Raw genomic sequence first — 25,383 nt, forward strand, 5'->3', positions numbered from 1 at the left:
GCCGCTATGTTTCGCGCAACCTTTGGGAAGCCGATCGCCTGCCATGCGTAACATTATTACCAAACTCCTTATCGCCGTCGTACCCAGGCACACCGCCGGGGATGGCTAGCTGCCATCCACAAGACAGGCGGTGTGCATGGGCCCTCTTCGGGGCCTTTTTTATTTCCCGAACCCGACACGAACGAAGCCGCTGACAACAGCGCATCCGGAGCAAGCCAATGAGCGAGAAAAGCCACGATCCGAACCAGATGACCGGCGCCGCGATGATCGTCCGCGCGCTCATCGATCACGGCGTGACCGACATTTTCGGCTATCCGGGTGGTGCGGTGCTTCCGATCTATGATGAGATCTTCCAGCAGAGCGAGGTCCAGCACATCCTGGTCCGCCACGAGCAGGGCGCCGGCCATGCCGCCGAGGGCTATGCGCGTTCGACCGGCAAGCCGGGCGTTGCGCTGGTCACCTCCGGTCCCGGCGCCACCAACATGGTGACGCCACTCACCGACGCGCTGATGGACTCGATCCCGCTGGTCTGCATCTCCGGCCAGGTGCCGACGCATCTGATCGGCAACGACGCGTTCCAGGAATGCGACACCGTCGGCATCACGCGTCCCTGCACCAAGCACAATTGGCTGGTGCGCGACGTCAACGATCTCGCCAAGGTGCTGCACGAAGCCTTCTATGTCGCGACCTCCGGCCGTCCCGGCCCGGTGCTGGTCGATGTTCCCAAGGACGTGCAGTTCGCGACCGGCACCTATCACCCGCCGCGCAAGTCCGACGTGCACCGCTCCTACGCACCGCGCGTGAAAGGCGATGCGACGCAGATCCGCAAGGCTGTGGCTCTGCTGGCCAATGCCAAGCGCCCCGTGATCTACAGTGGCGGCGGCGTCATCAATTCCGGTCCTGAAGCCACCAAGCTGCTGCGCGAGCTGGTCGAGGTCACCGGTTTTCCGATCACCTCTACGCTGATGGGCCTGGGCGCCTATCCGGCGTCGGGCAAGAACTGGCTCGGCATGCTCGGCATGCACGGCACCTACGAGGCCAACATGACGATGCATGATTGCGACGTCATGCTGTGCGTCGGCGCGCGCTTCGACGACCGCATCACCGGCCGCGTCGATGCGTTCTCGCCCGGCTCGAAGAAGATCCACATCGACATCGATCCGTCCTCGATCAACAAGAACATCCGCGTCGACGTGCCGATCATCGGCGATTGCGGCAACATCCTCGGCGACATCCTCCAGGTGTTCAAGGCGGAGGCGAAGAAGCCCGACATCAAGAGCTGGTGGCAGCAGATCGCGCAGTGGCGCGCCCGCAACTCGCTCTATTACAAGAAGAGCAACGACGTCATCCTGCCGCAGCACGCGATCCAGAGCCTGTTCGAGGCGACGCGCGGCAAGGACACCTACATCACGACCGAGGTCGGCCAGCACCAGATGTGGGCGGCGCAGTTCTACGGCTTCGAGGAGCCGCATCGCTGGATGACGTCGGGCGGTCTCGGCACCATGGGCTATGGCCTGCCGGCGGCGGTCGGCGTGCAGGTCGCCCATCCCGACAGTCTCGTCATCGACATCGCGGGCGATGCCTCGGTGCAGATGACGATGCAGGAGATGTCGACGGCCGTGCAGTACGAGCTGCCGATCAAGATATTCATCCTGAACAACCAGTACATGGGCATGGTGCGCCAGTGGCAGCAGCTGCTGCACGGCAACCGGCTGTCGCATTCCTATTCGGAGGCGCTGCCGGATTTTGTCAAGCTCGCGGAAGCCTATGGCGCCGTCGGCCTCCAGGTGCACAAGCCCGCCGATCTCGAGGGCGCCATCAAGGAGATGATCTCGGTCAAGCGCCCCGTGCTGTTCGACTGCCGCGTCGCCGCGCTGGAAAACTGCTTCCCGATGATCCCCTCCGGCAAGGCGCACAACGAGATGCTGCTGCCGGAGCAGGCGAACGATGAAGCCACGGCGAAGGCATTCGCCGGCGGCAAGGCGCTGGTGTGACAAGAGAGATTTGAAGGGGACGATAATGAACCAGCCCGCATCAGCCTATTTCATCGAGGACCGCCACGATCCCAACGAGACGCACACGCTTGCGGTGCTCGTGCAGAACGAGCCGGGCGTGCTCGCGCGCGTCATCGGCCTGTTCTCGGGGCGCGGCTACAACATCGAGAGCCTCACGGTCTCGGAGACCGAGGCTCAGAAGCATCTGTCGCGAATCACCATCGTCACCACGGGTACGCCGATGGTGATCGAGCAGATCAAGCACCAGCTCGATCGCATGATCCCGGTCTACCGCGTCGTCGACATGACCCTGACCAGGCGTTCGATCGAGCGCGAGTTGGCGATGGTGAAGGTGCGCGGGCAGGGCGAGCACCGGGTCGAGGCGCTCAGGCTGGCGGATGCATTCCGCGCCCGCGTGATCGACGCCACCACCGAGAGCTTTGTGTTCGAGATCACAGGCAATACGGACAAGATCAACCAGTTCATCGACCTTATGCGCCCGCTCGGCCTCGTCGAGGTGTCGCGCACGGGCGTCGCCGCGATCGGTCGCGGACCTGAAGGGATGTGAGCCATGTTGGCGCGCGACTGGTACTACAACGAGCGGAACCGGATGGGGATCGAGCCCGCTGTGGCATCGATCTACGACAGCCATGACGATGCCGATCTGCGGGCGCGCGCCGCGCTGAAAATGCTCGGTGTGCAGCGCGGCTGGCGTATCGCCGATATCGGCTGCGGCAACGGCGTGCTCGCCACCGAAGCCGCGCTGATGGGCGCAGAGGTCGACGCCATCGACATCTCGCCGGCGATGCTGGCGCTCGCTGAGATCTACGCCCGCGACCGCAAGGCGCCCGTACGCACCCAATCCGCCGGTCTGCTCAGCTTCGCCTACCGGCCGGAATCCTACGATCTCATCGTCAGCGAGTTCACGCTGCACCATCTGCCGGATTTCTGGAAGGCGGTGGCGATGTCGCGGATTTTTCGCGCGCTCAAGCCCGGAGCGACGTTTTATCTCCGTGACATTGTTTACTCCTCGATGCCCGACGCGATCGAGCGTGACGTCGAGCAATGGGCCGATTTCCAGATCAAGAACCACGATTTCTCCCGCGAGGGCGTGGTGACCCACATGCGCGACGAATATTCCACCTTCGGCTGGGTGATGGAGCGGATGCTGACCGACGTCGGCTTCACCCTGGTCTCGGCCGATTACCACGCGCCGATGCACGGCACGTATCTGCTGCGGAAACCGAAAGCCGGCGAGCAAGGCTAGACAAGAACAACAAACAGGGCTGCGATACAAAGCAGAACCGGAAACAACAATGAAGCCGGCCGACATCCTCATCGCCGTCATGGTGGCGATCATCTGGGGGCTTGCCTTCGTGGCGAGCCGGATCGCGCTCGACGAGCTTTCGCCGGAGTTGATGACGGCGTTGCGTTTCACGATCGCCGCGGTGCCGTGCCTGTTCATTCCCAAGCCGAAAATCGCCTGGTCGCTGCTGATCGCAATCAGCTTCACGCTTTTCCTCGGTCAGTTCCTGTCGCTGGCCTACGGCATCGCCCATGGGGTGCCCGTGGGCCTGACCTCCGTCGTCGTGCAGAGCCAGGCGCTCTTCACGATCGGCTTTGCCGCGATCGTGTTCGGCGAACGTCCGACGCCGGTGCAGACCCTCGGTGTCGCTGTCGCCGCGACGGGCTTGCTGATGATCTGCGGCACCGTCGGTTACGATTTCAGCGTCGGTGCCTTTGCTGTGCTGATGATCTCGCCGCTCAGCTTCGCAATCGGCAATCTCCTGCTGCGCAGCGCCCGTGGCGTGCCGATGTTCGACCTGTTCGCCTGGCTCTGTTTCTCCGCGGCGGTGCCGCTGTTCGCGCTGGCGCTGATCGCCGATGGGCCGTCGCCGACCTGGACGTCGCTGACGCACCTATCGCTGACGTCGGCGCTCTGCATGCTGATGCTCGGCGGCATCTCCACCAGTATCGCCTATTGGCTGTGGGGCCGCCTGTTGCGCGACTATCCCGCCGCGCAAGTGGTGCCGTTCGCGTTGCTCGTGCCGTTCGTCGGCTCGGCCGCCTCCAGCATCATGTTCGGCGAGCGGTTCGGACCGTTGCGCCTCGCCGGCATGCTGACCGTGATCGGCGGCATCGCCGTGATGGTGCTGGCGAAGCGCCCGCAAGTCCTGCCCAAGACTGCGTGAGGTGAATATGACCTACTCGCTGTTCTACGCCTTTCTCGCCTTCATGGCGGTGATGTACTTCACCCCGGGGCCGAACAACATCATGCTGTTGTCCTCCGGCCTGACCTACGGCTTCCGGCGCACGATCCCGCATATCGTCGGCATCGTCATCGGCTTCGCCTTCATGATCGCAGCCGTCGGCCTCGGGCTCGGCACCGTGTTCCTGGCCTATCCGATCCTGCAAACCATCCTGAAATATGCCGGTGCCGCCTACCTGATCTATCTTGCCGCCGTGATCGCGATGTCCGGTCCGGCGAAGCCGGGCGAGGAGAAGGCGCGCGGCCCGATGACCTTCTGGGGCGCGGCGATGTTCCAGTGGATCAACGCCAAGGGCTGGGTGATCGTGATCGGTACCATCACCGCCTACGCCGCGATCGCCCAATTCCCGCTCAACATCGCCATCCAGACCGTGATCAGCCTCATCGTCGGTACGGTCTCGACCGTGGTCTGGGCCCTGTTCGGCACCGCGCTACGGCCGGTCCTGACCTCCGAGCGGCTAGTCCGCGCCTTCAATATCCTGATGGCGGTCCTGCTGCTCGCTTCCCTCTACCCCGTTTTCACGGATGCATGATGTCGCGGATTTCCATGCAGAAACGGGTTTCCCTCAGGGCTGAAAATGCTCTAGACAGCCCCCGAAATCCGCAAATTTCACCCTTCGGACACTGACCATCGGCCGATTTTCGGCCCTGAACGAGGAAACGACCATGCGTGTTTACTACGATCGCGACGCCGACCTGAACCTGATCAAGGGCAAGAAGGTCGCCATCGTCGGCTATGGCAGCCAGGGCCACGCCCATGCGCTCAACCTGAAGGATTCCGGCGTCAAGGAAGTCGCCATTGCGCTGCGCAAGGGTTCGGCCTCGGCCAAGAAGGCGGAAGCTGCCGGCTTCAAGGTGCTGGAAGTCGCCGAAGCCGCCAAATGGGCCGACCTCGTCATGATGCTGACGCCGGACGAACTCCAGGGCGACATCTACCGCGAGCACCTGCACGACAACATGAAGAAGGGCGCCGCCCTCGTGTTCGCGCACGGCCTCAACGTCCATTTCAACCTGCTCGACCCGCGCGCCGACCTCGACGTGCTGATGATCGCGCCGAAGGGCCCCGGCCACACCGTGCGCTCGGAATATCAGCGCGGCGGCGGCGTGCCCTGCCTGATCGCGATCGCCAAGGACGTCTCGGGCAACGCCCATGACCTCGGCCTGTCCTATGCTTCCGCCATCGGCGGCGGCCGCGCCGGCATCATCGAGACCACGTTCAAGGAAGAGTGCGAGACCGACCTGTTCGGCGAGCAGGTCGTGCTCTGCGGCGGCCTGGTCGAGCTGATCAAGGGCGGCTACGAGACCCTGGTCGAAGCCGGCTATGCGCCCGAGATGGCCTATTTCGAGTGCCTGCACGAAGTGAAGCTGATCGTCGACCTGATCTATGAAGGCGGCATCGCCAACATGAACTACTCGATCTCCAACACCGCCGAGTACGGCGAGTACGTCACCGGCCCGCGCATCATCACCGACGAGACCAAGAAGGAGATGCGCAAGGTTCTGGCCGACATCCAGGGCGGCAAGTTCGCTCGCGACTGGATGCTCGAAAACAAGGTCAACCAGACCTCGTTCAAGGCGACCCGCGCCAAGCTCGCCGAGCACCCGATCGAGGAAGTCGGCGCGAAACTCCGCGACATGATGCCCTGGATCAAGAAGGGCGCCCTGGTCGACAAGAGCAAGAACTGACGGCTACGCCGTCATTCCGGGTTCGCGCTAACGCGCGCCCCGGAATGGCGGACGAAACGCAACCTTGCTCGCCAAACCAAATCTTAAATCTTCGCGGCTATGATCGAGCGAGATCGCAAACAGTGGTCTCGCTCTTTCCATTCTGCGCGAAGCACTGCTGCTTCATTCAAATTCTTCGCAAGTTGACGCGCGGCCTGAACGCGAAGAACCGAATTTTAAACCACATTCTTGGCATCGCGGCGTTTGTCGCGCATTCTCGCTGCATTCCGAACATCAAAACCTCTGCGTCTTCAGGGGCAAGGATTCGGCTCTTCATCCGCATTCTCATCTCGTGTCCACTGGGCGCCGGGCCGTTGCATGCCGGCCGAGCGTATCGCCCAAAGCGTGACCGAGCGCTGACCGCGGCAGGTCCCAAGGTGCGCCATCAGATCACGCCGGAGCCGATGCACCACCTGATCGGGGCCGTGCTGCGGCTGCCGCGCGCCGATCGATGCTGCGCTGCAACTTGCGGCGGAGGGAAACAAGATCTCCGTCCGTGAAGCCGCGTGCCGGCTGCCGTGTCGGCGGGAGCGCTGTTCCAGCACTTCCCGAAACCGCGATGCCTTGATGGTGGCCGTGGCAGAGGAGGCGCAGCGGCGCTTTCGTGCCAAGATCGAGACGGCGCTGGGCTCGGTGCCGGCCGCCGACCCGCTGGCCGGCTTTCAAGCGTTCCGCCTCGCTTTGTCTGCGCTGGACCACGGTGCAATCCCGCGCATGTCCAGATCATCTCCACCGGGCGCCATTTCGTCCATGGCGTTGGCCCATGGAGGAGCGTGACAATCGAGCGGGTGGCGGAAGAGGTGCTCGACCTGTTCATCGCGGGCGCTGCCAAGCCGTAGCAGCTTCGCCGCTCGCTAACATTAAGCGAAGGTCGGGCCGCTCCGTGCGTTGCCTGTCCTTGACCATTCCGTTACAGTTTTATGACACGGTGCAGGCTTCCGGCTGCGCCGGACGCCCTGACCGGCCGGTCAGACGTGTCACCGGGCCGGACTTGAAGTTCAGCGTATTTTCGATGGCGTCCGCGCCCAATCCAGGTCCTTCTGCCGCGACCGCCGTGCTGGCGAGCGTCGCCGCGCTTGGCATCTGGCGCCTGCTCGCGGTTGCAGCGCCGCATCTCGCCGCGCTCGCGCTGATGTACGAGACCGAGACCGATTTCGGCTCGCGCCTGTCCTTTGCGCTCGCCTGGGGCATCCTGAACTTCTTCTGGATCACGCTGTTGCGGCGGCCGGCGCTCTCGGGCGCGTTGTCGCTGACCATGGTCGTCGTGCTGGTGCTGCTGTCGCAGCTCAAGCACGAGGTCGTGCAGATGACGGTCAATTTCATCGACCTGATGATGATCGACCGCGACACCGTCGGGTTCCTGTTCACGATCTTCCCGAACTTGCGCTGGTCGGTGATTCTGGCCGGCCTGATCACGCTGCCGTTGATGTATTCGCTGTGGTGGCTCGACCCGTTCCGCGTCCGCCGCCTGCCGGCGCTGGCCTGCAAGCTCGCCTGCCTCGCCGGGCTTGTCGGGTATTCGCTCTACCATCCGGATGAAGCCTGGCGCAGCTATTACGACGACGGCTATCTCTCGAAATTCTTCCGCTCGGGCGTCAGCGCGGTGTCGGATTTCGCGCAGTACGGCTTCATGGAGGCGGCCGCTTCGACCAATGAACGGCTCAACATGCCGCTGGTCGATGCCTGCCATCCCGCCGGCCGCCGGCCGAACATCATCATGATCCATGATGAATCGAGCTTCGACATCCGCGCGGCGCAGGGCATCAAGGTGCCGCAGGGCTATGGCAGCCACTTCACCTCCTGGGACGGCAAGCAGCGCACGTTCCTTGCCGAGAGCAATGGCGGACCGAGCTGGTTCACCGAATACAACGTGCTCGCGGGGCTTTCCTCGCGCTCGTTCGGACGCTTCGCCTATTTCGTGACACGCATTGCCTCGAGCCGGGTTGAGCGCGGCCTGCCGCTGGCGCTGCGACGTTGTGGCTACGAGACGCTGTCGCTCTATCCCGCCAACGGCGGCTTCATGGGCGCGCGCAGCTTCCAGATGACGACCGGCATCGAGCGCTTTCTCGATGCGAAGGATCTCGGCGCGAAGGATGTCGAACCCGACAGCTTCTTCTACGACAAGGCGCTCCAGCTGATGGGCCAGCAGCCGCCGAACAAGCCGCTGTTCACCTTCATCTATCTCGGCGCCAATCATTTCCCCTGGGAGACGCGCTTCCGTCCCGACCTGCTGCCGAACTGGCGCGGGCCGGGCAATGTGCCGTCCATCGACGAATATCTGCGCCGGCAGGCGATCAGCGCCGAGCAGTACAAGGCCTTCGTCGCAGGCCTGAAGAAGAAATTTCCGGGTGAGCCCTTCCTGATCGTGCGCTACGGCGATCACCAGCCGGAATTCGCACCGCAGATCCTCGAGCCCGGGCTCGACGAGGGCGCCCTCGGCAAGAAGCTGGACAATTACGATCCGCGGCTCTACGCGACCTATTACGCGATCGACGCCGTCAATTTCGAGCCGGTGAAAAGCGCGGCCGTGATGGACACGATCGACGGCCCCTATCTGCCGCTGGTGATCCAGGAAGCTGCCGGCATCCCGCTGGATCCCTCGTTCGCCGAGCAGAAGGACATCATGCTCCGCTGCAACGGCATCTTCTACGGCTGCAAGGACGGCGCCGAGGCGCGGCGGTTGAACCGGCTGCTGATCGACGCGGGGATGATCAGGGGGCTGTAGTCCCGATCTTTGAGTAGGGGGGCAAAGCGACTTGTCCGCCGTAGCTCGAAGAGCGAAGGCGGAAGCGTGCCCACCACCTCTCAACCGTATTCAAAGACGTGGGCCCGGCGCTCCACGCCTTTGCCCACCCTACGAAAATCTCAACGCCCGCCCACCTTGCCCCACAGCCACTTCGCCACCGCATCCGGCGACGAGTTCGCATCGTTGCCGCCGGCGCGCAAATTGGCTTCGCGCATGTTGGCGATGTCGATCCTACCGAGCAGCGGCCTCAGCGCCGCCTGCAGTCGCTCGTCATCGGCGCGTCTCGGCGCGAGCAGCAGGATGGCGTCGTAGGGCGGGATGGCGTGCCTGATATCGTCCAGCGCGACGAGATCGTATTTCGCGATCAGGCCGTCGCTGGTGTAGCCGGCGATCACGTCGACCTCGCCGCTGGCGGCGGCCGCATACATGAAATCCGGCTGCATCTGGCGTTGGGCGCGGAACGAAAGGCCGTAAGCCTTTTGCAGGGCCGCCCATTCGGGCCGCGAGAAGAATTCGTAGTCGCCGGCAATCGACATCGTCGATGCGTGTGCGGCGAGATCGGTGATGGTGCGGATGCCGAGCGCCTCGGCGCGCTTCCTCGGCATCACCAGCGCATAGGCGTTCTCGAAGCCGACGTCGCCGAGCAGGGTGATGTTGTCCCTGGCGAGCGCTGTCTTGAGGTCCGCGAGCAGCTCGGTGCGCGGCTTGATATCGCTGCGATGCAGCTGGTTGGCCCAAAGCGTGCCGGAATAGTCGACATAGAGATCGATGTCGCCGGCCTTCAGCGCCTCGAAGATCACGCTCGAACCGAGGCCCGAGCGCGCCGTCGCGGACAGGCCGGCGGCCTGGAGACGGTCCCTGAGCAGCGCGGACAGCACATATTGCTCGGCAAATGTCTTGGCGCCGACGACGTAGCCCTGCGAGGAGCGGCCCATTGTCGGCACCAATGTTGCGGCAACGAGAGCTGCGATCCCGACGCAGCCGAGCGCTGCGCGCAGACGGCTGCGACGACGCAGACCGTTCTCGATCAGGCCAAGCAGTTGATCGACGGCGAGCGCGAGCAGGGCCGAGGCCAGGCAGCCGAACAGCACGAACACCCAGTTCTGGGTCTGCAGCCCGGCAAAGATGTAGTTGCCGAGGCTGGTCTGCCCGATCGGGGTCGACAGCGTCGCGGTGCCGATCACCCAGACTGCGGCGGTGCGGATGCCCGCCATCATCACCGGCAGCGCCAGCGGCACCTCGACCAAGAGCAGCGATTGGCGTCCGGTCATGCCGACGCCCTTAGCGGCTTCGATCAGCGCGGGGTCGATGCCGTTGAGCCCGGTGATGCCGTTGCGCAGCACCGGCAGCATCGAATAGAGCGCCAGCGCCAGCATCGCCGGCAGGAAGCCGAAGGCGGAGAAGGAAACGCCGAACCAGGTCAGCGCGACCGAGGCCGCCGCGAGCAGCAGCGGATAGAACAGTGCAAGCAGCGCCAGTCCCGGCACGGTCTGCACGATGCTGGCGAACGCGAGCAGCATGCCGCGCGGCGCCGGGCGATTGCGCGTGAGGATCGCCAGCGGCATGCTGACGGCGAGACCGAGCGCCAGTGCGGCAAGGCTGACCTGCACATGGTTGCCGAGGTAGTCGGGCAGATGCGCGAGCGCCTCGCCCCAGCGTGGATCGGCGAGGAGGCTCATGCCGCACCGCTCTGCGGCAACAGCGCATTCAGCCGCTCAGCCTGGCGCCGCGGCGTGCGCAGCAGCTCCAGCACGTAGTCGTCGCCGCTCTTGGCGAGCTCATTGGGCGTGCCCTGCGCGAGCAGTCGTCCGCCCCGCATTACGGCGATGCGGTCGGCGAGCAAGATAGCCTCCGTCATGTCATGGGTGATCATCACGGTTGTCAGCCCCAGCTTGCGATGCAGCGAGCGATAGTCGTCGCCGAGCGCATCGCGGGTGAGAGGATCGAGCGCGCCGAACGGCTCGTCCATCAGCACGATGCGAGGCCTTGCCGCGAGCGCCCGCGCCACGCCGACGCGCTGACGCTGGCCGCCGGAGAGCGCTTCCGGCAGACGGTCGCGATGCGCAGCATGGTCGAGCTGCACCAGCTCGAGCAACTCGTCGACACGTGCCGCGATATCCGCCGCCGACACACCCAGCAGTCTCGGTGTGATCCCGATATTGTCGGCGACGCTCAAATGGGGGAATAACCCGCCGCTCTGGAACACGTAGCCGATCCGCCGCCGCAGCGCGACCGGATCGACGTCTCTCACGTCCTCGCCCTCGACGGTGATGGTGCCGCCATCGGCCTCGATCAGCCGGTTGGCGAGCCGCAGCAGCGTGGTCTTGCCCGAGCCGGAGCCGCCGACGATCGCCACAAACTCGCCCTCGGCGATCTCGAGCGATACATCGTCGACGGCTTTGAGAGAGCCGAAGCTCCTGGTGACGTGCTGGTAGCTGATGGCTGGTTTGGATGGCATCCGACGCGGCTCATTCTTCCTTACCCTCCCCTGGAGGGGGAGGGTCGCTCGCGCGAAGCGCGGGCGGGGTGGGGTGATCTCTCAACACGGGCAGTGTTCGACGCGGAGAGACCGTCAGCCCACCCCGTTGTGCATTTCGCTTCGCTGCATGCCCAACGACCCTCCCCCTCCAGGGGAGGGTAAGAGCGCCCCGGGACCCATGCGTAGCACGCTTGGCGCCTTGATTGAACTTGGCCGCGCGAGCGGCTAAGGCATCGGCCTGAATTCGGAGGAAGCACATGACGACGCCCACGGCAGTGGCGCTGGAAGATGCCAAGGTCGCGTTCCGCCTCGGGGACGGGCGGGTCTATACGGCGGTCGAGAAAGCCCATCTCACGGTCGCCCAGGGCGAGTTCGTCGCCATCGTCGGCCCGACCGGCTGTGGGAAATCGACGCTGCTCAACGTTGCGGCAGGGCTGCTCAAGCCCGCCGCCGGCAGCGTCCGGATTTTCGACCGGCCGCTGGCGGGGCTGAACCGGGATGCCGGCTACCTGTTCCAGGCCGACGCGCTGTTCCCGTGGAAGACCGCGCTCGACAATGTCGCGATCGGGCTCGAGATCAAGGGCACGCCGCGCACTGATGCGCTGCCGCGGGCGCAAAAATGGCTGACCTCCGTCGGCCTCGGCGCCTTTGCGGGCCGCTATCCGCACATGCTCTCCGGCGGACAGCGCAAGCGCGTGGCGCTGGCGCAGGTGCTGATCCGCGATCCCAAGATCCTCTTGATGGACGAGCCGTTCGGGCCACTCGATGCGCAGACCCGCCAGGTCATGGGCAACCTGCTGCTCGACTTGTGGAACGCCGACCGCAAGGCCGTGCTGTTCGTCACCCACGATCTGGAAGAGGCGATCGCGCTCGCCGACCGCGTCGTGATCATGTCGGCCGGGCCGTCCTCGCGCATCATCGGCGACTGGCGGGTGAGCCTGCCGCGTCCGCGCGACATCTTCGAGGTGCGGCTGGACAAGGAATTCCATGCGCTGCATCGCGAGATCTGGAGCGTGCTCAAGGACGAGGTGATGAAGGGCTACGCGCAATCCACTCACGCCGCGGAGGCGGTCTGATGTCGCGTCCGACGCTGCTTGCGCTGCAAATCCTGGTCGCGGTCGTCTGCATCGTGCTGTGGCAAGTGCTGTCGACCGTTCCCGTCTTCGGCAAGATCCTGCTGCCGCCGTTCTTCTTCTCCAACCCATTCGACGTGTTCAGCCAGATCGTGAAATGGTTCTCGTCCGGCGTGATCTGGAAGCATCTCGGCATCACATTGGCGGAATCGATCCTCGCCTTCGTGATCGGATCGCTCGGCGGCGTGCTGGTCGGCTTCTGGTTCGCGCGCCAGCCGCTGGTCGCCGCCGTGTTCGACCCCTACGTGAAGATGGTCAACGCACTGCCGCGCGTCGTGCTGGCGCCGATCTTCGCGCTGTGGCTCGGGCTTGGTATCTGGTCCAAGGTCGCGCTCGGCGTCACCTTGGTGTTCTTCATCGTGTTCTTCAACGTCTATCAGGGCGTGAAAGAGGTCAGCCGCACCGTGCTCGACAACGGCCGCATGCTCGGCATGAGCGAACGCCAGCTGATGCAGCATGTCTATTGGCCTTCGGCACTGTCCTGGATGTTCTCCTCGCTGCACACGTCGGTCGGCTTCGCGGTGGTCGGCGCGGTCGTCGGCGAGTATCTGGGCTCGGCTGCGGGCCTCGGCTATCTCATCCAGCAGGCCGAAGGCGTGTTCGACGTTGCCGGTGTGTTCGCCGGCATGTTCGTGCTGTCAGCCTTCGTCATCCTGATCGACTTTGGCGTCACGCTGGTGGAGCGACGGCTGCTGGTGTGGCGGCCGGCCGCGTCGGATGGGCGGGGTTAAGCCGCCTCGTTGCGCGCTGACATTTATGTGATCGGCAGGCCGGAATAGAACGCGCGGCCGCGCGTCAAACCCCCATGCGACCACCCGCATGGGAGTTCTTGATGTACCCGTCACAGTTTCGCTGCGCCGTAGCGGCGCTCTCAGCCAGATGTCGATGGCCCAGGTCCGGCTTCGGCGCGGCGTTCCTCGCCGCGCGCCTTCTCGTCGCGTTCGCGGTGCCTCCGCTCGCGTTCGCGCATGAGTCCCATCCGGCCAGCCCGCCGGCTGCGCTGAGCACGGAGGAACGGGCCTTTCTGGAAGAAAATGAAGCCGCCATGACCAAGATGATGAACGACATGGCGGTCAAGCCGACCGGCGATGTCGATCGCGACTTCGTCGCGATGATGAATCCGCATCATCAGGGCGCGATCGACATGGCGGTCATCGAACTGCGCTATGGCAAGAACGAGCAGCTGCGGCGCATTGCCCAGGAGATTATCGTCGATCAGATGCAGGAGATCGCGGCCATGAAGCTCGCCATAGGCGAGCCGGCCACGGATACCGCACCTGCTCCGACGCAACCGGCATCCGCTCCGGTTGCCAACGTTCATCATCATTCGGGCATGCAGATGGATATGCCCGCCGGAATGAAGAAGTAGGAGCGACATACATGAGCACATCGAAATGCAGGGTTGTGAGAAGCATTTTCCTGGCCGCCACGATGCTTGCAAGCGGATCCGCTGCGTGGGCGGGGCAGGCACCCGGCGCGCTGTCCGCCCCCGATATTCCGATCAGCCATCACGACCGCGTTTACGCCGTAGAACAATTCTCGAATACGGTTTCGGTCACCGACCCCGTCGACAACAAGCTGCTTGGTGTGATCCGGCTGGGCGACCCGCAACCCGGCAATTTCAGTCCGCTCTACAAGGGCCAGGTCCTCGTGCACGGCATGGGCTTCTCGCCGGATCACAAGACGCTCGCCGTGGTCTCGATCGGTTCGAACTCCGTGAGTTTCATCGATACCGCGACCAACACGGTCAAGCACGTGACCTACGTCGGGAGGTCGCCACACGAGGCGTTCTACACGCCGGACGGCAAGGAGGTGTGGGTCACCGTCCGCGGCGAAAACTACATCTCCGTCATCGACCCGACCAGCTTCAAGGAGAAAGCCCGCATCACGACCCCGAACGGGCCCGGCATGCAGATTTTCTCACCCGACGGCAAGTACGGCTACATCTGCTCGTCCTTCAATCCCGAGACTGACGTGGTCGCTGTTGCCGAACACAAGATCATCGCGAGGGTGAAGCAGGAGAGCCCATTCTGTCCGAACATCGCGGCGACGCCGGATGGCAACCAAGTGTGGTTCACGCTGAAAGACGTGGGCCGGACCCAGGTGTTCAACGCGAGGCCGCCGTTCAATGCGATCAAGACCATCGAAACCGGCCCGATCACAAATCACGTCAACTTCGCGCATACGGCCAAGGGCACGTTTGCCTATGTCACCGTCGGTGGCCTGAACGAAGTGAAGGTGTTCCGCACCGACGACTTCTCGCAGGTCGCGACGATCCCGGTCGGTAGTCTTCCGCACGGTGTGTGGCCGTCCGGCGACGGGACCCGCATCTATGTCGGGCTGGAGAATGCCGACGCGCTTGCGGCTATCGATACGGCGACCAACAAGGTAATCGCCAACGTTCCGATCGGCCAGGCGCCGCAGGCGATCGCCTATGTCCCGAACGCCGCGCCTGACCCGGATGACCGCCAGAACCTGCAGGCTCTCGGCCTTGCCGGCCAGGTTGCTCATCTCGCGCTTGTATCGAAGGGTGGTGCAGGGGGCGGCCAGGCGCCGACCAGCGTGTCGTTGTTCGATCAGGGCTTGATACAGGTCCTGCAGGCTTCGGTGACGGGACTTCAGCCCAGGCAGAAATATGTGCTGGCGCTGGCGGACCATGGCGATGGAAGCGGGCCGCTGCAGCCATTGGCGGCGTTCATGACCAATCCGGCCGGATCGGCCATCGTCAACGCGACCGGTCCGATCCGGCAGATCGTCGACCAGTCTGCCGCGGCTGCCAAGCGATATCTGGTGATTGCGTCCGGCGATGCGGCTATGCCGGGCGACGTCATTCAAATCGAGGCGCGATGACGTTTTGCGGGCATCAACCGAGATGAGGCGGAGCGCGTCATGAAGGATATGCTGGTTCAGGTCGAGCCGCTGATCCCCGCGCTCCGCCGCTATGCGCGTGCGCTCATGCGCGATCGCGCGGCGGCTGACGACCTGGTCCAGGACTGCCTGGAGCGCGCCGTCAGCCGCTGGCATCAGCGGCGCGATGGCAGCGTCCGCGCCTGGCTCTTCACCATCCTTCACAATCTTGCGATCACGCAATTCCGCCAGGCCACAGCGCGGGGAAGGCATATGCCGATCGACGATGCGGGTGAGCAGGAGCTTGTCAGCGCGGCAGCGCAGGAACAAAGACTGATCTACCGGGACGTTCTGAGCAAGCTTGCGCGACTGCCGGAAGAGCAACGGGCGGTCTTGCTGCTGGTCGCAGTCGAGGATCTCTCCTACGCGGATGCTGCGAAAGTTCTCGGCGTTCCCGTGGGTACGGTGATGTCGCGCCTGTCGCGCGCACGGGAGCGGTTGCAGCAGGAGATGGATGCGGTGGGGCCGAGGAACGTCGTCGCATTGCGGAGCTTGAAATGAACCAGCGGCCGATCACGGAAGATGATCTCCATGCCTATGTGGACCAGGCGCTCGAGCCCGAGCGTCGCGCCGAGGTCGCATCCTATCTGGACGAGCATCCGGATGTCGCCAACCGCGTTGCGGGCTTCGCCAACCAGCGCGAGCAGCTGCGTGGCGCGCTCGCGTCAATCGCCGACGAGCCATTGCCCGTGGAATTGAACCTGCCGCACATCATCGAGAGCCGCAAGCGCCGTCCCCTGTGGGCATGGCGGGCAATCGCTGCGATGTTGCTTCTGGGTATCGGAGGCCTCGGCGGATGGACCATGCGCAGCGTACTGCAGGATGGCTCGAACGGACTATCCGCGTTGGCCCAGGAAGCAGCCTATACCTATGGCGTTTACGCACCGGATCGCGTGCGCCCGGTCGAGATACGGGCGTCCGACAGCGCAGAGCTCACGCAATGGATATCCAACCGGCTGAAACAGCCGGTCAGGGTACCGGACCTCTCCGTCTCGGGCTATCGGCTGATGGGGGGGCGCCTGGTCGCTACCTCGCACGGTCCGGCCGCGATGTTCATGTACGACGACGATCGCGGCAATCGCCTCGTGGTACTGACGCGTCCGATGATCAACCGCAATCAGGGTACGCCGATGATGCCGCAGTCGTCCGGCGACGTCGCGGGTTTTGCCTGGATAGAGGACGGCCTCGGCTATACCCTCGTCGGCCAGCTTCCGACAGACACCCTCAAGCCGATCGCGAACGAGATCCGGAAGCAGTCGCGCCCGATCTAGCGGTCACGAAGCGGGCCCAAGCATCGCCGCGAGTCCAATCGCGAGGGCTCAATCCCGCAGCGTGACGTCGTCGGGCGCCTGCGGCGGCGTCTTGATCCTCCCCATCGGGAATTGCTCTTGTCCGGGCACGCTGTTGCGCCGAAAGGCCGATGGCCAGCCCACCCAGGCAGTGCTTCTCAAGCCCGTCCCGCTGCTCTATGGTGCCGCCGGCCGAACGGAGGACACCAATGAAAAACACGATTGCCAGGCTCGCCGGCGCGCTGCTCGCGCTGACGCTCACCACCTCGCTTGCCGCGGCGCAAAGCAAGGTGACCATCGCGGTCGGCGGCGGTTCCTGCCTGTGCTACCTGCCCACGGTGCTGGCCAGGCAGCTCGGCGAATACGAGAAGGCGGGCCTCAATGTCGAGCTGGTCGACCTCAAGGGCGGTTCGGACGCGCTGAAGGCCGTGCTCGGCGGCAGCGCCGACGTCGTCTCCGGCTATTTCGACCATTGCGTCAATCTCGCGGCCAAGAAGCAGGAGCTCCAGTCCTTCGTGGTCTATGACCGTTACCCCGGCCTCGTGCTGGTGGTCGCACCCTCGCGCACCAACGACATCAAGTCGGTCAAGGACCTCGCCGGCAAGAAGGTCGGCGTGAGTGCGCCCGGCTCCTCCACCGACTTCTTTCTGAAATACATGCTCAAGAAGAACGGACTCGATCCCACCAGCGTCGCCGTGATCGGCGTCGGTCTCGGCGCCACAGCGGTCGCTGCCATGCAGCAGGGCCAGATCGATGCGGCCGTGATGCTTGATCCTTCGGTGACCGTGCTTCAGGGCAGCCACAAGGATCTGCGCATCCTTTCGGACACCCGCACCCAGAAGGACACGCTCGAGACGTTCGGCGGCGAATATCCGGGCGGCGCGCTGTACTCGACCGCGGCCTGGATCAACGGCCACGAGAAGGAAACGCAGGCGCTCACCAACGCGATCCTCGCCACGCTGGCCTGGATCCATTCGCACAGCCCTGAGGAGATCATGGCGAAGATGCCGGAGGAGACGGTCGGCAAGAACAAGGACCTCTATCTCGCCGCGCTGAAGAACACGATCCCGATGTTCTCGGAGACCGGCAAGATGGATCCGAAGGGCGCGGATGCCGTGCTCGCGGTGTTCAGCGTCGGCTCGCCCGAGGTCGCGAACGCCAAGATCGACGTCAGCAAGACCTTCACCAACAAATTCGTCGAGCAGGCCAAGAAGACCACGGGAAGTGCCAAATAGCCGACGCGAAGGCGTGGTAATCGCCCGGTCATGACGTCACCTGTCATTCATCGCGTCACGACGCTTGATCTTGCGGTGCGGCCGGTCGTGTGGCCGTTCGCGGAGGAACGGCGCACGGAGATCGCGGCGCATTTCGCCGAGAAGCAACGCGAGCGGCCGAAGATCTGGAACGGCCGCGTCTTGCTTGGCCGCGATCCCGTGTTCACGGGCGACCATTTCGCCGCGACCTATTTCGAGACCGATTTTGCCAGCTTCCTTGCCTGGCGCGACTGGGGCTTCCCCGATACGGCCGTGTTCAACGGTTTCGGCATGGGGGCGCTGCGCACGACCGACGGCGCCTTCGTGATGGGCGAGATGGGACAGCACACCGCCAATGCCGGCCGCATCTATTTCCCGTCGGGCACGCCCGACCTCGGCGACGTCAGGGGGGGCGCCCTCGACGTTCCCGGCAGCGTCGTCCGCGAGATCGCGGAGGAGACCGGGCTGACCGCCGATGACTACGCGGCGGAGGCGGACTGGCACTGCGTCGTCTCCGGCCGCGCGATTGCGATGATTCAGATCCTCAACCTCGACATGCCGGGCGACGAAGCCCGCGCCCGGATCGAAGCCAATCTCGCACGTGACGACGAGCCTGAATTGTCGGCCATTCATCTCGTGCGCGACATGGGTGATCTGAGGCCGTCCATGCCGCGATTTGTCACGGCCTTCGTCGAGCGCCAGTTCGCCTCGCGCTGATGCGCGAGGCTTGACATCGCCGCGCTCAGCCCATGTGATGGGTAAAAAGCAAAACCAACAAGAATGCGATGCACAATCGTCCAGGGAGGTTTTGATGCGCCTGCGCATGGCTGCCCGTTTGGTACGTGGGCTGTTGATCGCCGTATCGGCGACGGGCTTGGCGGTGTCCGCCGAGGCCCAAGACAAGGCTCAAGAGAAGAAGCTCAAGATCGGCGTCATCTATGATCTGACCGGCCCGCTCGCCGGCGGCGGTTCGGAGCTGCAATATACCGGCGCCAGGATCATGCTGGACCAGTACAGCGCGAAGGACGTCGAGGGCTACAAGATCGAGGCGATCTATGCCGATGCCCAGAGCAAGCCGGACGTCGCCATCAACGAAGCGATCCGTTTGATCGAGCAGGAAAAGGTCGACATGCTGCTCGGCTTCTTTTCCTCGGCGCAGTGCGTGCCGGTGGCAGCGCGCGTCGAGCAGCTGAAGAAGTTCATGTGGATCACGACCTGCATTTCGTCGGCGGTGCTGGAGAACAAGAACTACAAATACGTGTTTCGCCCGCAGGCCTCCGGCGATCAGTTCGGCATGATGACGATGGACTTCATCGCGCAGAACACGAAGGAAAAGTTGGGCAAGGATCCGAAGGATCTGCGCGTCGCGATCATCCACGAGGACGGTGCCTACGGCGTCGACGTCGCCAAGGGCAACGAGGCCGGCGCCAAGAAGGCCGGTTTCAACATCGTGCTCAGGGAAGGCTATTCGGCCACGGCCCCGGATCTGTCTGCGCTGGTCACCAAGCTGAAGCGGGCCAAGCCGGATGTGGTCTTCCACACCGGCTACAATCCCGACATCACCCTGTTGCTCCGGCAAGCCCGCGAACAAGGGCTGAAGTTCGGTGCGCTGGTGGGGCATGGCGCCGGCTACGGGGTCTATGAGAAACTGAAGGAGGGCCTGGGCGCCGATGTAAACTACGTCTTCAACACCGATCCGATCTCGATCTGGCTCGCCAACCAGAAGAGCATGGATCCGAAGCTGCCGCCGATCATTAAGGCGGTTGGCGAGGAGTTCGACAAGCGCAAGCCGGGCATCGCCATCCGTTCGGCTCATGTCGGCATGGCTGCGTCCAACACCTACCTGTTCCTGACCGACGTACTGCCGCGAGCGATCAAGAAATATGGCGGCATAGATCCCGACGCTCTGCGCAAGGCAGCACTCGACACCGACATACCCGAAGGCGGCACCATGCTCGGCTTCGGCGTCAAATTCCACGGCGAGGGCTCGCCCATGGCCGGCCAGAACGAGCGCTCGTTCCCCGTCGTGATCCAGTACGTCGACGACAAGTCCTACGTGGTGTGGCCCAAGAGTCAGGCGCAGCGCGAGGCCGTGCTGCCGCTGCCGAAAGGCACCACCTACAGCAACCAGTAGCGGCGGAGAGCGGCGGTGCTGGAGGTGAACGGGCTGGTGAAGCGGTTTGGCGGCTTCACCGCCGTGAACAACGTGTCCTTCAAGGTCGACGAGGGCGAGATCCTCGGCCTGATCGGTCCCAACGGCTCGGGCAAGAGCACGATCTTCAACATGCTCTCCGGCACGCTGGCGCCGACATCAGGTTCGATAGTTTTCGCCGGCCACGAGATCGCGGGCCTCGCGCCGCACCGGATCATCAACAGCGGCATCGGCCGCACCTTCCAGATTCCGCGCCCCTTCCGCCGCCTGACCATCTTCGAGAATGTCGCGCTCGCCGGCTTCTACGGCCAGGGCCGCCACAGCCGCGCCAGGGCGGAAGAGGCGGCCGAGCGCTCGCTCGCCATGGTCGGCCTGCCGACCGATCGCCATGCCAGCGTCGATGGCCTCGGGGCTGCCGGCTTGAAGAAGCTCGAACTTGCAAAAGCGCTCGCCACCGCGCCAAAGCTGCTGCTCGCCGACGAGAGCCTCGGCGGCCTCGACGAGGCCGAGATGGATCAGGCCGCCGACATGCTGCGCAACATCCGCGACGAGCTCGGCATCACCATCATCTGGGTCGAGCACATCATGGGCGTGCTGATGCGGGTCGTCGATCGCGTCATGGTGCTCGATCACGGCGAGAAGATATCGGAAGGCCTGCCGAGTGCGGTCGCCGGCGATCCGCGGGTGATCGAGGTCTATCTCGGCACCGATGCCGAGACCACGCAGGCCGCGGCCGCCGAAGCGCGCCGCCGCGCGGGAGGGTAGCCGATGCTGGAGCTTCGCGGCGTCAATGCCGGCTACGGCACCTTCCAGGCCCTGTTCGACGTTGGCCTCGATGTGAAGGCCGGCGAAGCCGTCGGCGTCATCGGCCCGAACGGCGCCGGCAAGACCACCCTGATGCGCGTGATCTCCGGCCTGATCAGGCCCTCGCGCGGCTCGATCAGAATGGAAGGCATCGACCTCGTGGCGACGCCCTCGCACAAGATCGTCAGCCTCGGCATCGCGCATGTGCCGGAGAACCGGCGGCTGTTTCCGCAGCTCACGGTGGACGACAATCTCAAGATGGGCGCCTTCATGAAGGAGGCGCGCGGGCACTATGCCGAGCGGCTCGAAGTCGTGTTCGAGCTGTTCCCGCGCCTGAAGGAGCGCCGCCACCAGATGGCGGGCACCATGTCCGGCGGCGAGCAGCAGATGTGCGCGATCGGCCGCGCGATGATGTCCAATCCGAAGCTGCTGCTGCTCGACGAGCCCTCGGCGGGGCTCGCGCCGGTCGTGGTGCAGCAGGTGTTCGAGCTGGTGAAACGGATCCGCGCCAGCGGGCTGACCGTGCTGATCGTCGAGCAGAACGTGCAGCAGGTGCTGAAAGTGGTCGACCGGGCCTATCTGATCGAGGCGGGCACGATCCGCGCCTCCGGCACCTCGGCCGAGATGCTGGCGAGCGACACGGTCAAGGAAGCGTATCTCGGGGTGTGACGGGCATGCAGGCGTTCCTGGACATTTTCGACATCTACCTGCTGGAGGCCGTGATCAACGGCATCCTGCTCGGCGGCGTGCTGGCGCTGCTCGCGCTCGGCCTCAATCTGATCTTCGGCGTCATCGACGTGACCTGGATCTGCTATGCAGAGCTCGTGATGATCGGCATGTACGGCATGTACTTCATGGTGCAGTACTACGGGATCAGCTATTTCGTCGCCGCGCCCCTCACCATCCTGCTGGTCGCGGTGCTCGGCGCGGCGCTGCACTACCTCGTGATCGCGCCGCTGCTGACCGCGCCGCCGATCAACCAGCTGCTCGCGACCGGCGGCGTGCTGTTCGTACTGCAGAGCTTTGCCACGGTCGCCTTCGGCATCGACTTCCGCAATCTCGGCATCCGCCTGCCGGTGCTTGCCTTCGGCGAAATGAACTTCAGCTACGCACGGCTGCTATCGTTCGTGGCGGCGCTGGTTGGCATGGTCGCCGTCTATCTGTTCATGACGCGAACCTTCACCGGCACTGCGATCCGTGCCATCTCGCAGGACCGGCAGATCATGGCTTTGATGGGCGTCGATACCAGGCGGATCTATCTCATCACCTCGGCGCTCGGCGGCGCGCTGGCCGGGCTCGCCGCCTGCCTCCTTGTGCTGCAATACGACGTGCATCCCTTCGTCGGCCTCTCCTTCGGGCCGATCACCTTCCTGATCTGCGTGCTCGGGGGGCTCGGCAATTTCATCGGCGGCTTCATCGCCGCCTTCGTGTTCGCCGAGATCATTTCGCTCGGCGGGCTGTTCTCCGATCTCGAATGGGGCTATGTGCTCGCCTTCGCCTTCTTCATCGTCATGATGTTCATCCGGCCCGCGGGCCTGCTTGCGAGGCGCCGATGATGGGGCAGGGGCGGCTTGCAGCCTGGGGAATAGGCCTGGCGGCGCTGGTCGCGCTGCCCTTCGTCTATCGCGATCCCTATCATCTGCACATCCTGGTGCTGATCCTGATCTGGTCGTTCGCCTACACCTCCTGGTCGATGATGGGGCGGTTCGGCCTGGTCTCGCTCGGCCATGGCGGTTTCATGGGGATCGGCGCCTATGTCACGGCGCTGCTCTGGAATCATCTCGGCCTGTCGCCCTGGATCGGCATCCCCATCAGCATGGTCGCGGCGGGCGCGCTGGCGCTGATCGTCGGCTATCCCTGCTTCCGCTTCCGCATCACCGGGCACTATTTCGTGCTGGTGACGCTGGCGCTCTCCGGCATCGTGCTCCAGGTCATCACCGCAACACGCGACTACACCGGCGGCTCGCTGGGCTACACGCCGAACCGGACCTCGGGCAACAAGCTGCTGGCGCTGCAATTCGATGACAAGACGACCTGGTACCTGATCGCGCTCGGGATCTGGCTGTTCGGCATCGTGGTCTGGCACTGGGTGGATCGCAGCATGGCCCGCTATGCGCTGGATGCGATCTCGGAGGACGAGGATGCCGCTGCCGCCGCCGGCGTCGACGTCACGGCGGAGAAGCTGAAGATCACGCTGCTCAGCGCGCTGATGACGGCGCTCGCCGGCGCGATCTATTGCCAGTACCAGATGTTCATCACGCCTGACACGGTCAGCGGCATCGCGGTGTCGCTCCAGATGGTGTTCGCGGCCATCGTCGGCGGCCTGTTCGTCTCGCTCGGCCCGACCGTCGGCGCCATCATCACCATTCTGCTGGCCGAGACGTTGCGCATCGGCTTCGGCACCAAGGCGGTCGGCTGGGACAACCTCGTCTACGGCGTGCTGCTCGTCCTTTTCATCATATTCCTTCCCAAGGGCATCCTTGGTAGCTTGCTCGACCGATTGAAGCCGCAACGCAAGGTGCCCCGCGCTCATGAACAAGAAGCCGTCCAAATCGCTCGCCCAGGAACTTGACCGCTACATCTCGCCATTCCGCCACGATGGTTCGGGCAAGTTTCACCTCAAGGACCACAAGACCGACGAAAGGGGCGATCTCGACAAGGAGAAGGCGCAGGCGGTCCTCGATTCGAACAAGAAGCGGCTGATCGAGTTTCAGGAGAAGCTTTACGCGCAGGACCGCTGGTCGCTCCTGATCGTGTTCCAGGCGATGGACGCCGGCGGCAAGGATTCTGCGATCAAGGCGATCTTCGAGGGCATCAATCCGCAGGGCTGCGAGGTTCATGCCTTCAAGGCACCGAGCAGCAAGGAACTCGATCATGACTTCCTCTGGCGCCATATGATCGCGCTGCCCGAGCGCGGGCGTATCGGCATCTTCAACCGCTCCCACTACGAGGAATGCCTGGTGACGCGCGTGCACCCGGAGATTCTCGCCAAGGAGAAGCTGCCGCCAAAGCTCGTGACCAAGCACATCTGGAGGGAGCGGTTCGAGGACATCTCGGCCTTCGAGCGCTATCTCTGCCGCAACGGCACCGTCGTGCTGAAATTCTTCCTCAACGTCTCAAGGGAGGAGCAGCGCAAGCGCTTCCTCGAGCGGCTGGAGGATCCGGCCAAGCAGTGGAAGTTCTCGATGGACGACATCAAGGAGCGCGCGCTGTGGCCTCGCTACCAGGCGGTCTATCAGGACATCGTTCGCCACACGGCGACGCCCCACGCGCCCTGGTACGTCGTGCCCGCCGACCACAAATGGTTCGCCCGTGTCGTGATCGGCTCCGTGATCAACGCGACGCTCGAAAAGCTCGACCTGCGCTTTCCCCGCGCCGACAAAGCCTCGCTGCAAGAGTTCGAGCAGGTGCGCCAGGCGCTGGAGAAGGAGGAGACAGGAGGCAGGAAGAAAGCCAAGTGACAGCCAACCGTACCTCGGACCGCAAGACCGTCAATTTCGCGCTCCAGGGCGGCGGCGCGCACGGCGCCTTCGTCTGGGGCGTGCTTGACCAGGTGCTCGAGGACGGCAGGCTCGCGATCGAGGCGATCAGCGCGACCAGTGCGGGCGCCATGAATGCGGTTGCGATGGCCTCCGGCATGGCGCACGGAGGTGCTGAGGCCGCGCGGGAGAGCCTGCACGCTTTCTGGTACGAAGTGTCGCGCATGGACATGGCGTACGATTTGATGTCGCCGCTGAACCAGTGGATCCAGGCGCTGAGGCTGCCGCCGGAATATCATCCGGTCCACGCCGTCATCCATACGCTGACGCACACGCTGCCGCCGGGCCTGCTCAATCCCTTTCATTTCAATCCGCTCCGCGCGTTGCTGCAGCGCGTGGTCGATTTCGACCTGCTCAATTCCTCGCCCGAGGCGCCGCAGCTGTTTCTCAACGCCACCAACGTGCGCACCGGCAAGATCAAGGTGTTCCAGAGCCCGCTGCTCACGGCGGAGACCGTGCTCGCCTCGGCCTGCCTGCCGCCCTATTTCCAGGCCGTCGAGATCGACGGCGAGCATTATTGGGATGGTGGCTATCTCGGCAATCCCGCGATCTATCCGCTGATCTACCGCAAGGGCAGTCACGACGTCATCATCGTGCAGGTCACGGCGATCCGGCGCGACGAGCTGCCGACCAGCGCAGCCGACGTGCTCCACCGCATCAACGAGATCAGCTTCAATTCGTCCCTGATGCGCGAGATGCGCGCGATCGCCTTTGCCACGCGGCTGATCGACGACGGCGAGCTCGACAGCGACAGGCATAGTCGCATGTACATGCACTGGATCGGCAACGACCAGTTGATGTCGCAGCTCGGCACCGCCACGCAGTTCCATCCCGAGTGGAGCCTGTTGTGCCGACTGCGCGACGAGGGCCGCGAGGCGGCACGAAGCTGGCTGGCACGACACTTCGACCAGATCGGAAAATCCTCGACGGTCGACCTGGCGGACATGTTTCTCTAGGCTGCCCCGCCTGCATCGACAAGAAAGTCCGAAAACAACCCCATGCACAGTAGCCCGTGCCAGCGGAATCAATGATTTGGCGAGGGCAGCTCGTGCTTTTGCGGATTTGGCGAAGCCGTTTGACTCGTCGGGCAAAA

At 64.2% G+C, this 25,383-nt stretch carries 26 protein-coding genes; 24 read left to right on the plus strand and 2 right to left on the minus strand.

Features of this window, described 5'->3' with window-relative positions; all coding sequences use genetic code 11:
• Nucleotides 1-218: 218 nt before the first annotated feature.
• The 9 genes from XH96_RS10595 to XH96_RS10635 all read left to right on the plus strand — a co-directional run bounded on the left by XH96_RS10595 (nucleotide 219) and on the right by XH96_RS10635 (nucleotide 8,713).
• Nucleotides 219-1,994: an acetolactate synthase 3 large subunit gene (locus XH96_RS10595; RefSeq protein WP_194392439.1), complete on the plus strand. Its 1,776-nt coding sequence runs from the start codon at nucleotides 219-221 to the stop codon at nucleotides 1,992-1,994.
• A gap of 25 nt (nucleotides 1,995-2,019) precedes the next feature.
• A complete protein-coding gene (gene ilvN, locus XH96_RS10600; protein ID WP_028177127.1) occupies nucleotides 2,020-2,562 on the plus strand; it encodes an acetolactate synthase small subunit in 543 nt (180 codons plus the stop codon).
• A gap of 3 nt (nucleotides 2,563-2,565) precedes the next feature.
• Nucleotides 2,566-3,261: a class I SAM-dependent methyltransferase gene (locus tag XH96_RS10605; protein ID WP_194392440.1), complete on the plus strand. Its 696-nt coding sequence runs from the start codon at nucleotides 2,566-2,568 to the stop codon at nucleotides 3,259-3,261.
• 49 nt (nucleotides 3,262-3,310) lie between these two features.
• Nucleotides 3,311-4,186: an EamA family transporter gene (locus tag XH96_RS10610; RefSeq protein WP_194392441.1), complete on the plus strand. Its 876-nt coding sequence runs from the start codon at nucleotides 3,311-3,313 to the stop codon at nucleotides 4,184-4,186.
• A gap of 7 nt (nucleotides 4,187-4,193) precedes the next feature.
• Entirely contained in the window at nucleotides 4,194-4,796 is a 603-nt protein-coding gene (locus tag XH96_RS10615; protein ID WP_194392442.1) for a LysE family translocator, read from the plus strand.
• A 133-nt stretch (nucleotides 4,797-4,929) separates the two neighbouring features.
• The gene (gene ilvC / locus XH96_RS10620) at nucleotides 4,930-5,949 is read left to right on the plus strand and encodes a ketol-acid reductoisomerase (protein ID WP_036006621.1); all 1,020 of its coding nucleotides are present in this window, start codon (nucleotides 4,930-4,932) and stop codon (nucleotides 5,947-5,949) included.
• 44 nt (nucleotides 5,950-5,993) lie between these two features.
• Complete coding sequence (locus XH96_RS10625; protein WP_194392443.1) at nucleotides 5,994-6,488, plus strand: hypothetical protein; 495 nt, start codon at nucleotides 5,994-5,996, stop codon at nucleotides 6,486-6,488.
• 67 nt (nucleotides 6,489-6,555) lie between these two features.
• The gene (locus XH96_RS10630) at nucleotides 6,556-6,765 is read left to right on the plus strand and encodes a hypothetical protein (protein ID WP_194392444.1); all 210 of its coding nucleotides are present in this window, start codon (nucleotides 6,556-6,558) and stop codon (nucleotides 6,763-6,765) included.
• Nucleotides 6,766-7,000: 235 nt separating this feature from the next.
• A complete protein-coding gene (locus XH96_RS10635; protein ID WP_194392445.1) occupies nucleotides 7,001-8,713 on the plus strand; it encodes a sulfatase-like hydrolase/transferase in 1,713 nt (570 codons plus the stop codon).
• A 140-nt stretch (nucleotides 8,714-8,853) separates the two neighbouring features.
• On the opposite strand, the gene XH96_RS10640 is transcribed toward XH96_RS10635, so the two are convergent.
• The gene (locus XH96_RS10640) at nucleotides 8,854-10,413 is read right to left on the minus strand and encodes an ABC transporter permease/substrate-binding protein (protein WP_194392446.1); all 1,560 of its coding nucleotides are present in this window, start codon (nucleotides 10,411-10,413) and stop codon (nucleotides 8,854-8,856) included.
• Complete coding sequence (locus XH96_RS10645; protein WP_194392447.1) at nucleotides 10,410-11,192, minus strand: ABC transporter ATP-binding protein; 783 nt, start codon at nucleotides 11,190-11,192, stop codon at nucleotides 10,410-10,412. The genes XH96_RS10640 and XH96_RS10645 overlap by 4 nt, the downstream gene beginning before the upstream one ends.
• Before the next feature lie 278 nt (nucleotides 11,193-11,470).
• On the opposite strand from XH96_RS10645, the gene XH96_RS10650 reads away from it, so the two are divergent.
• The 15 genes from XH96_RS10650 to XH96_RS10720 all read left to right on the plus strand — a co-directional run bounded on the left by XH96_RS10650 (nucleotide 11,471) and on the right by XH96_RS10720 (nucleotide 25,246).
• The gene (locus XH96_RS10650; protein WP_194392448.1) at nucleotides 11,471-12,289 is read left to right on the plus strand and encodes an ABC transporter ATP-binding protein; all 819 of its coding nucleotides are present in this window, start codon (nucleotides 11,471-11,473) and stop codon (nucleotides 12,287-12,289) included.
• Nucleotides 12,289-13,077, plus strand: a complete 789-nt coding sequence (locus XH96_RS10655) for an ABC transporter permease (protein ID WP_194392449.1) — start codon at nucleotides 12,289-12,291, stop codon at nucleotides 13,075-13,077. The genes XH96_RS10650 and XH96_RS10655 overlap by 1 nt, the downstream gene beginning before the upstream one ends.
• 101 nt (nucleotides 13,078-13,178) lie before the next feature.
• Nucleotides 13,179-13,715 (plus strand): DUF305 domain-containing protein, encoded by a 537-nt coding sequence (locus tag XH96_RS10660; protein ID WP_194392450.1) that lies wholly within the window; start codon nucleotides 13,179-13,181, stop codon nucleotides 13,713-13,715.
• Between the two features lie 11 nt (nucleotides 13,716-13,726).
• Nucleotides 13,727-15,196: a YncE family protein gene (locus XH96_RS10665; RefSeq protein WP_194392451.1), complete on the plus strand. Its 1,470-nt coding sequence runs from the start codon at nucleotides 13,727-13,729 to the stop codon at nucleotides 15,194-15,196.
• A 39-nt stretch (nucleotides 15,197-15,235) separates the two neighbouring features.
• Nucleotides 15,236-15,754 carry a sigma-70 family RNA polymerase sigma factor gene (locus tag XH96_RS10670; protein ID WP_194392452.1) on the plus strand — a complete coding sequence of 173 codons (519 nt, stop codon included), beginning with the start codon at nucleotides 15,236-15,238 and terminating at the stop codon, nucleotides 15,752-15,754.
• Nucleotides 15,751-16,524 carry an anti-sigma factor gene (locus tag XH96_RS10675; RefSeq protein ID WP_194392453.1) on the plus strand — a complete coding sequence of 258 codons (774 nt, stop codon included), beginning with the start codon at nucleotides 15,751-15,753 and terminating at the stop codon, nucleotides 16,522-16,524. The genes XH96_RS10670 and XH96_RS10675 overlap by 4 nt, the downstream gene beginning before the upstream one ends.
• 227 nt (nucleotides 16,525-16,751) lie before the next feature.
• Nucleotides 16,752-17,777, plus strand: a complete 1,026-nt coding sequence (locus XH96_RS10680) for an ABC transporter substrate-binding protein (protein WP_194392454.1) — start codon at nucleotides 16,752-16,754, stop codon at nucleotides 17,775-17,777.
• A 30-nt stretch (nucleotides 17,778-17,807) separates the two neighbouring features.
• Entirely contained in the window at nucleotides 17,808-18,512 is a 705-nt protein-coding gene (locus XH96_RS10685; RefSeq protein WP_194392455.1) for an NUDIX hydrolase, read from the plus strand.
• A 94-nt stretch (nucleotides 18,513-18,606) separates the two neighbouring features.
• Entirely contained in the window at nucleotides 18,607-19,929 is a 1,323-nt protein-coding gene (locus XH96_RS10690) for an ABC transporter substrate-binding protein (RefSeq protein ID WP_194392456.1), read from the plus strand.
• A 15-nt stretch (nucleotides 19,930-19,944) separates the two neighbouring features.
• Entirely contained in the window at nucleotides 19,945-20,712 is a 768-nt protein-coding gene (locus XH96_RS10695; RefSeq protein ID WP_194392457.1) for an ABC transporter ATP-binding protein, read from the plus strand.
• 3 nt (nucleotides 20,713-20,715) lie between these two features.
• On the plus strand, nucleotides 20,716-21,420 hold the full coding sequence (locus XH96_RS10700; protein ID WP_194392458.1) for an ABC transporter ATP-binding protein: 705 nt from the start codon (nucleotides 20,716-20,718) through the stop codon (nucleotides 21,418-21,420).
• A gap of 5 nt (nucleotides 21,421-21,425) precedes the next feature.
• Complete coding sequence (locus XH96_RS10705) at nucleotides 21,426-22,307, plus strand: branched-chain amino acid ABC transporter permease (RefSeq protein ID WP_028177144.1); 882 nt, start codon at nucleotides 21,426-21,428, stop codon at nucleotides 22,305-22,307.
• Complete coding sequence (locus XH96_RS10710; protein ID WP_194392459.1) at nucleotides 22,304-23,323, plus strand: branched-chain amino acid ABC transporter permease; 1,020 nt, start codon at nucleotides 22,304-22,306, stop codon at nucleotides 23,321-23,323. The genes XH96_RS10705 and XH96_RS10710 overlap by 4 nt, the downstream gene beginning before the upstream one ends.
• Nucleotides 23,283-24,212: a polyphosphate kinase 2 family protein gene (locus XH96_RS10715; protein ID WP_194392460.1), complete on the plus strand. Its 930-nt coding sequence runs from the start codon at nucleotides 23,283-23,285 to the stop codon at nucleotides 24,210-24,212. The genes XH96_RS10710 and XH96_RS10715 overlap by 41 nt, the downstream gene beginning before the upstream one ends.
• Nucleotides 24,209-25,246 (plus strand): patatin-like phospholipase family protein, encoded by a 1,038-nt coding sequence (locus tag XH96_RS10720; protein ID WP_194392461.1) that lies wholly within the window; start codon nucleotides 24,209-24,211, stop codon nucleotides 25,244-25,246. Before XH96_RS10715 ends, XH96_RS10720 begins: the two co-directional genes overlap by 4 nt.
• The last annotated feature ends 137 nt before the right edge of the window (nucleotides 25,247-25,383 follow it).

Source organism: Bradyrhizobium sp. CCBAU 51765 (assembly GCF_015291725.1).
GTDB classification, from domain to species: Bacteria; Pseudomonadota; Alphaproteobacteria; order Rhizobiales; family Xanthobacteraceae; genus Bradyrhizobium; species Bradyrhizobium liaoningense.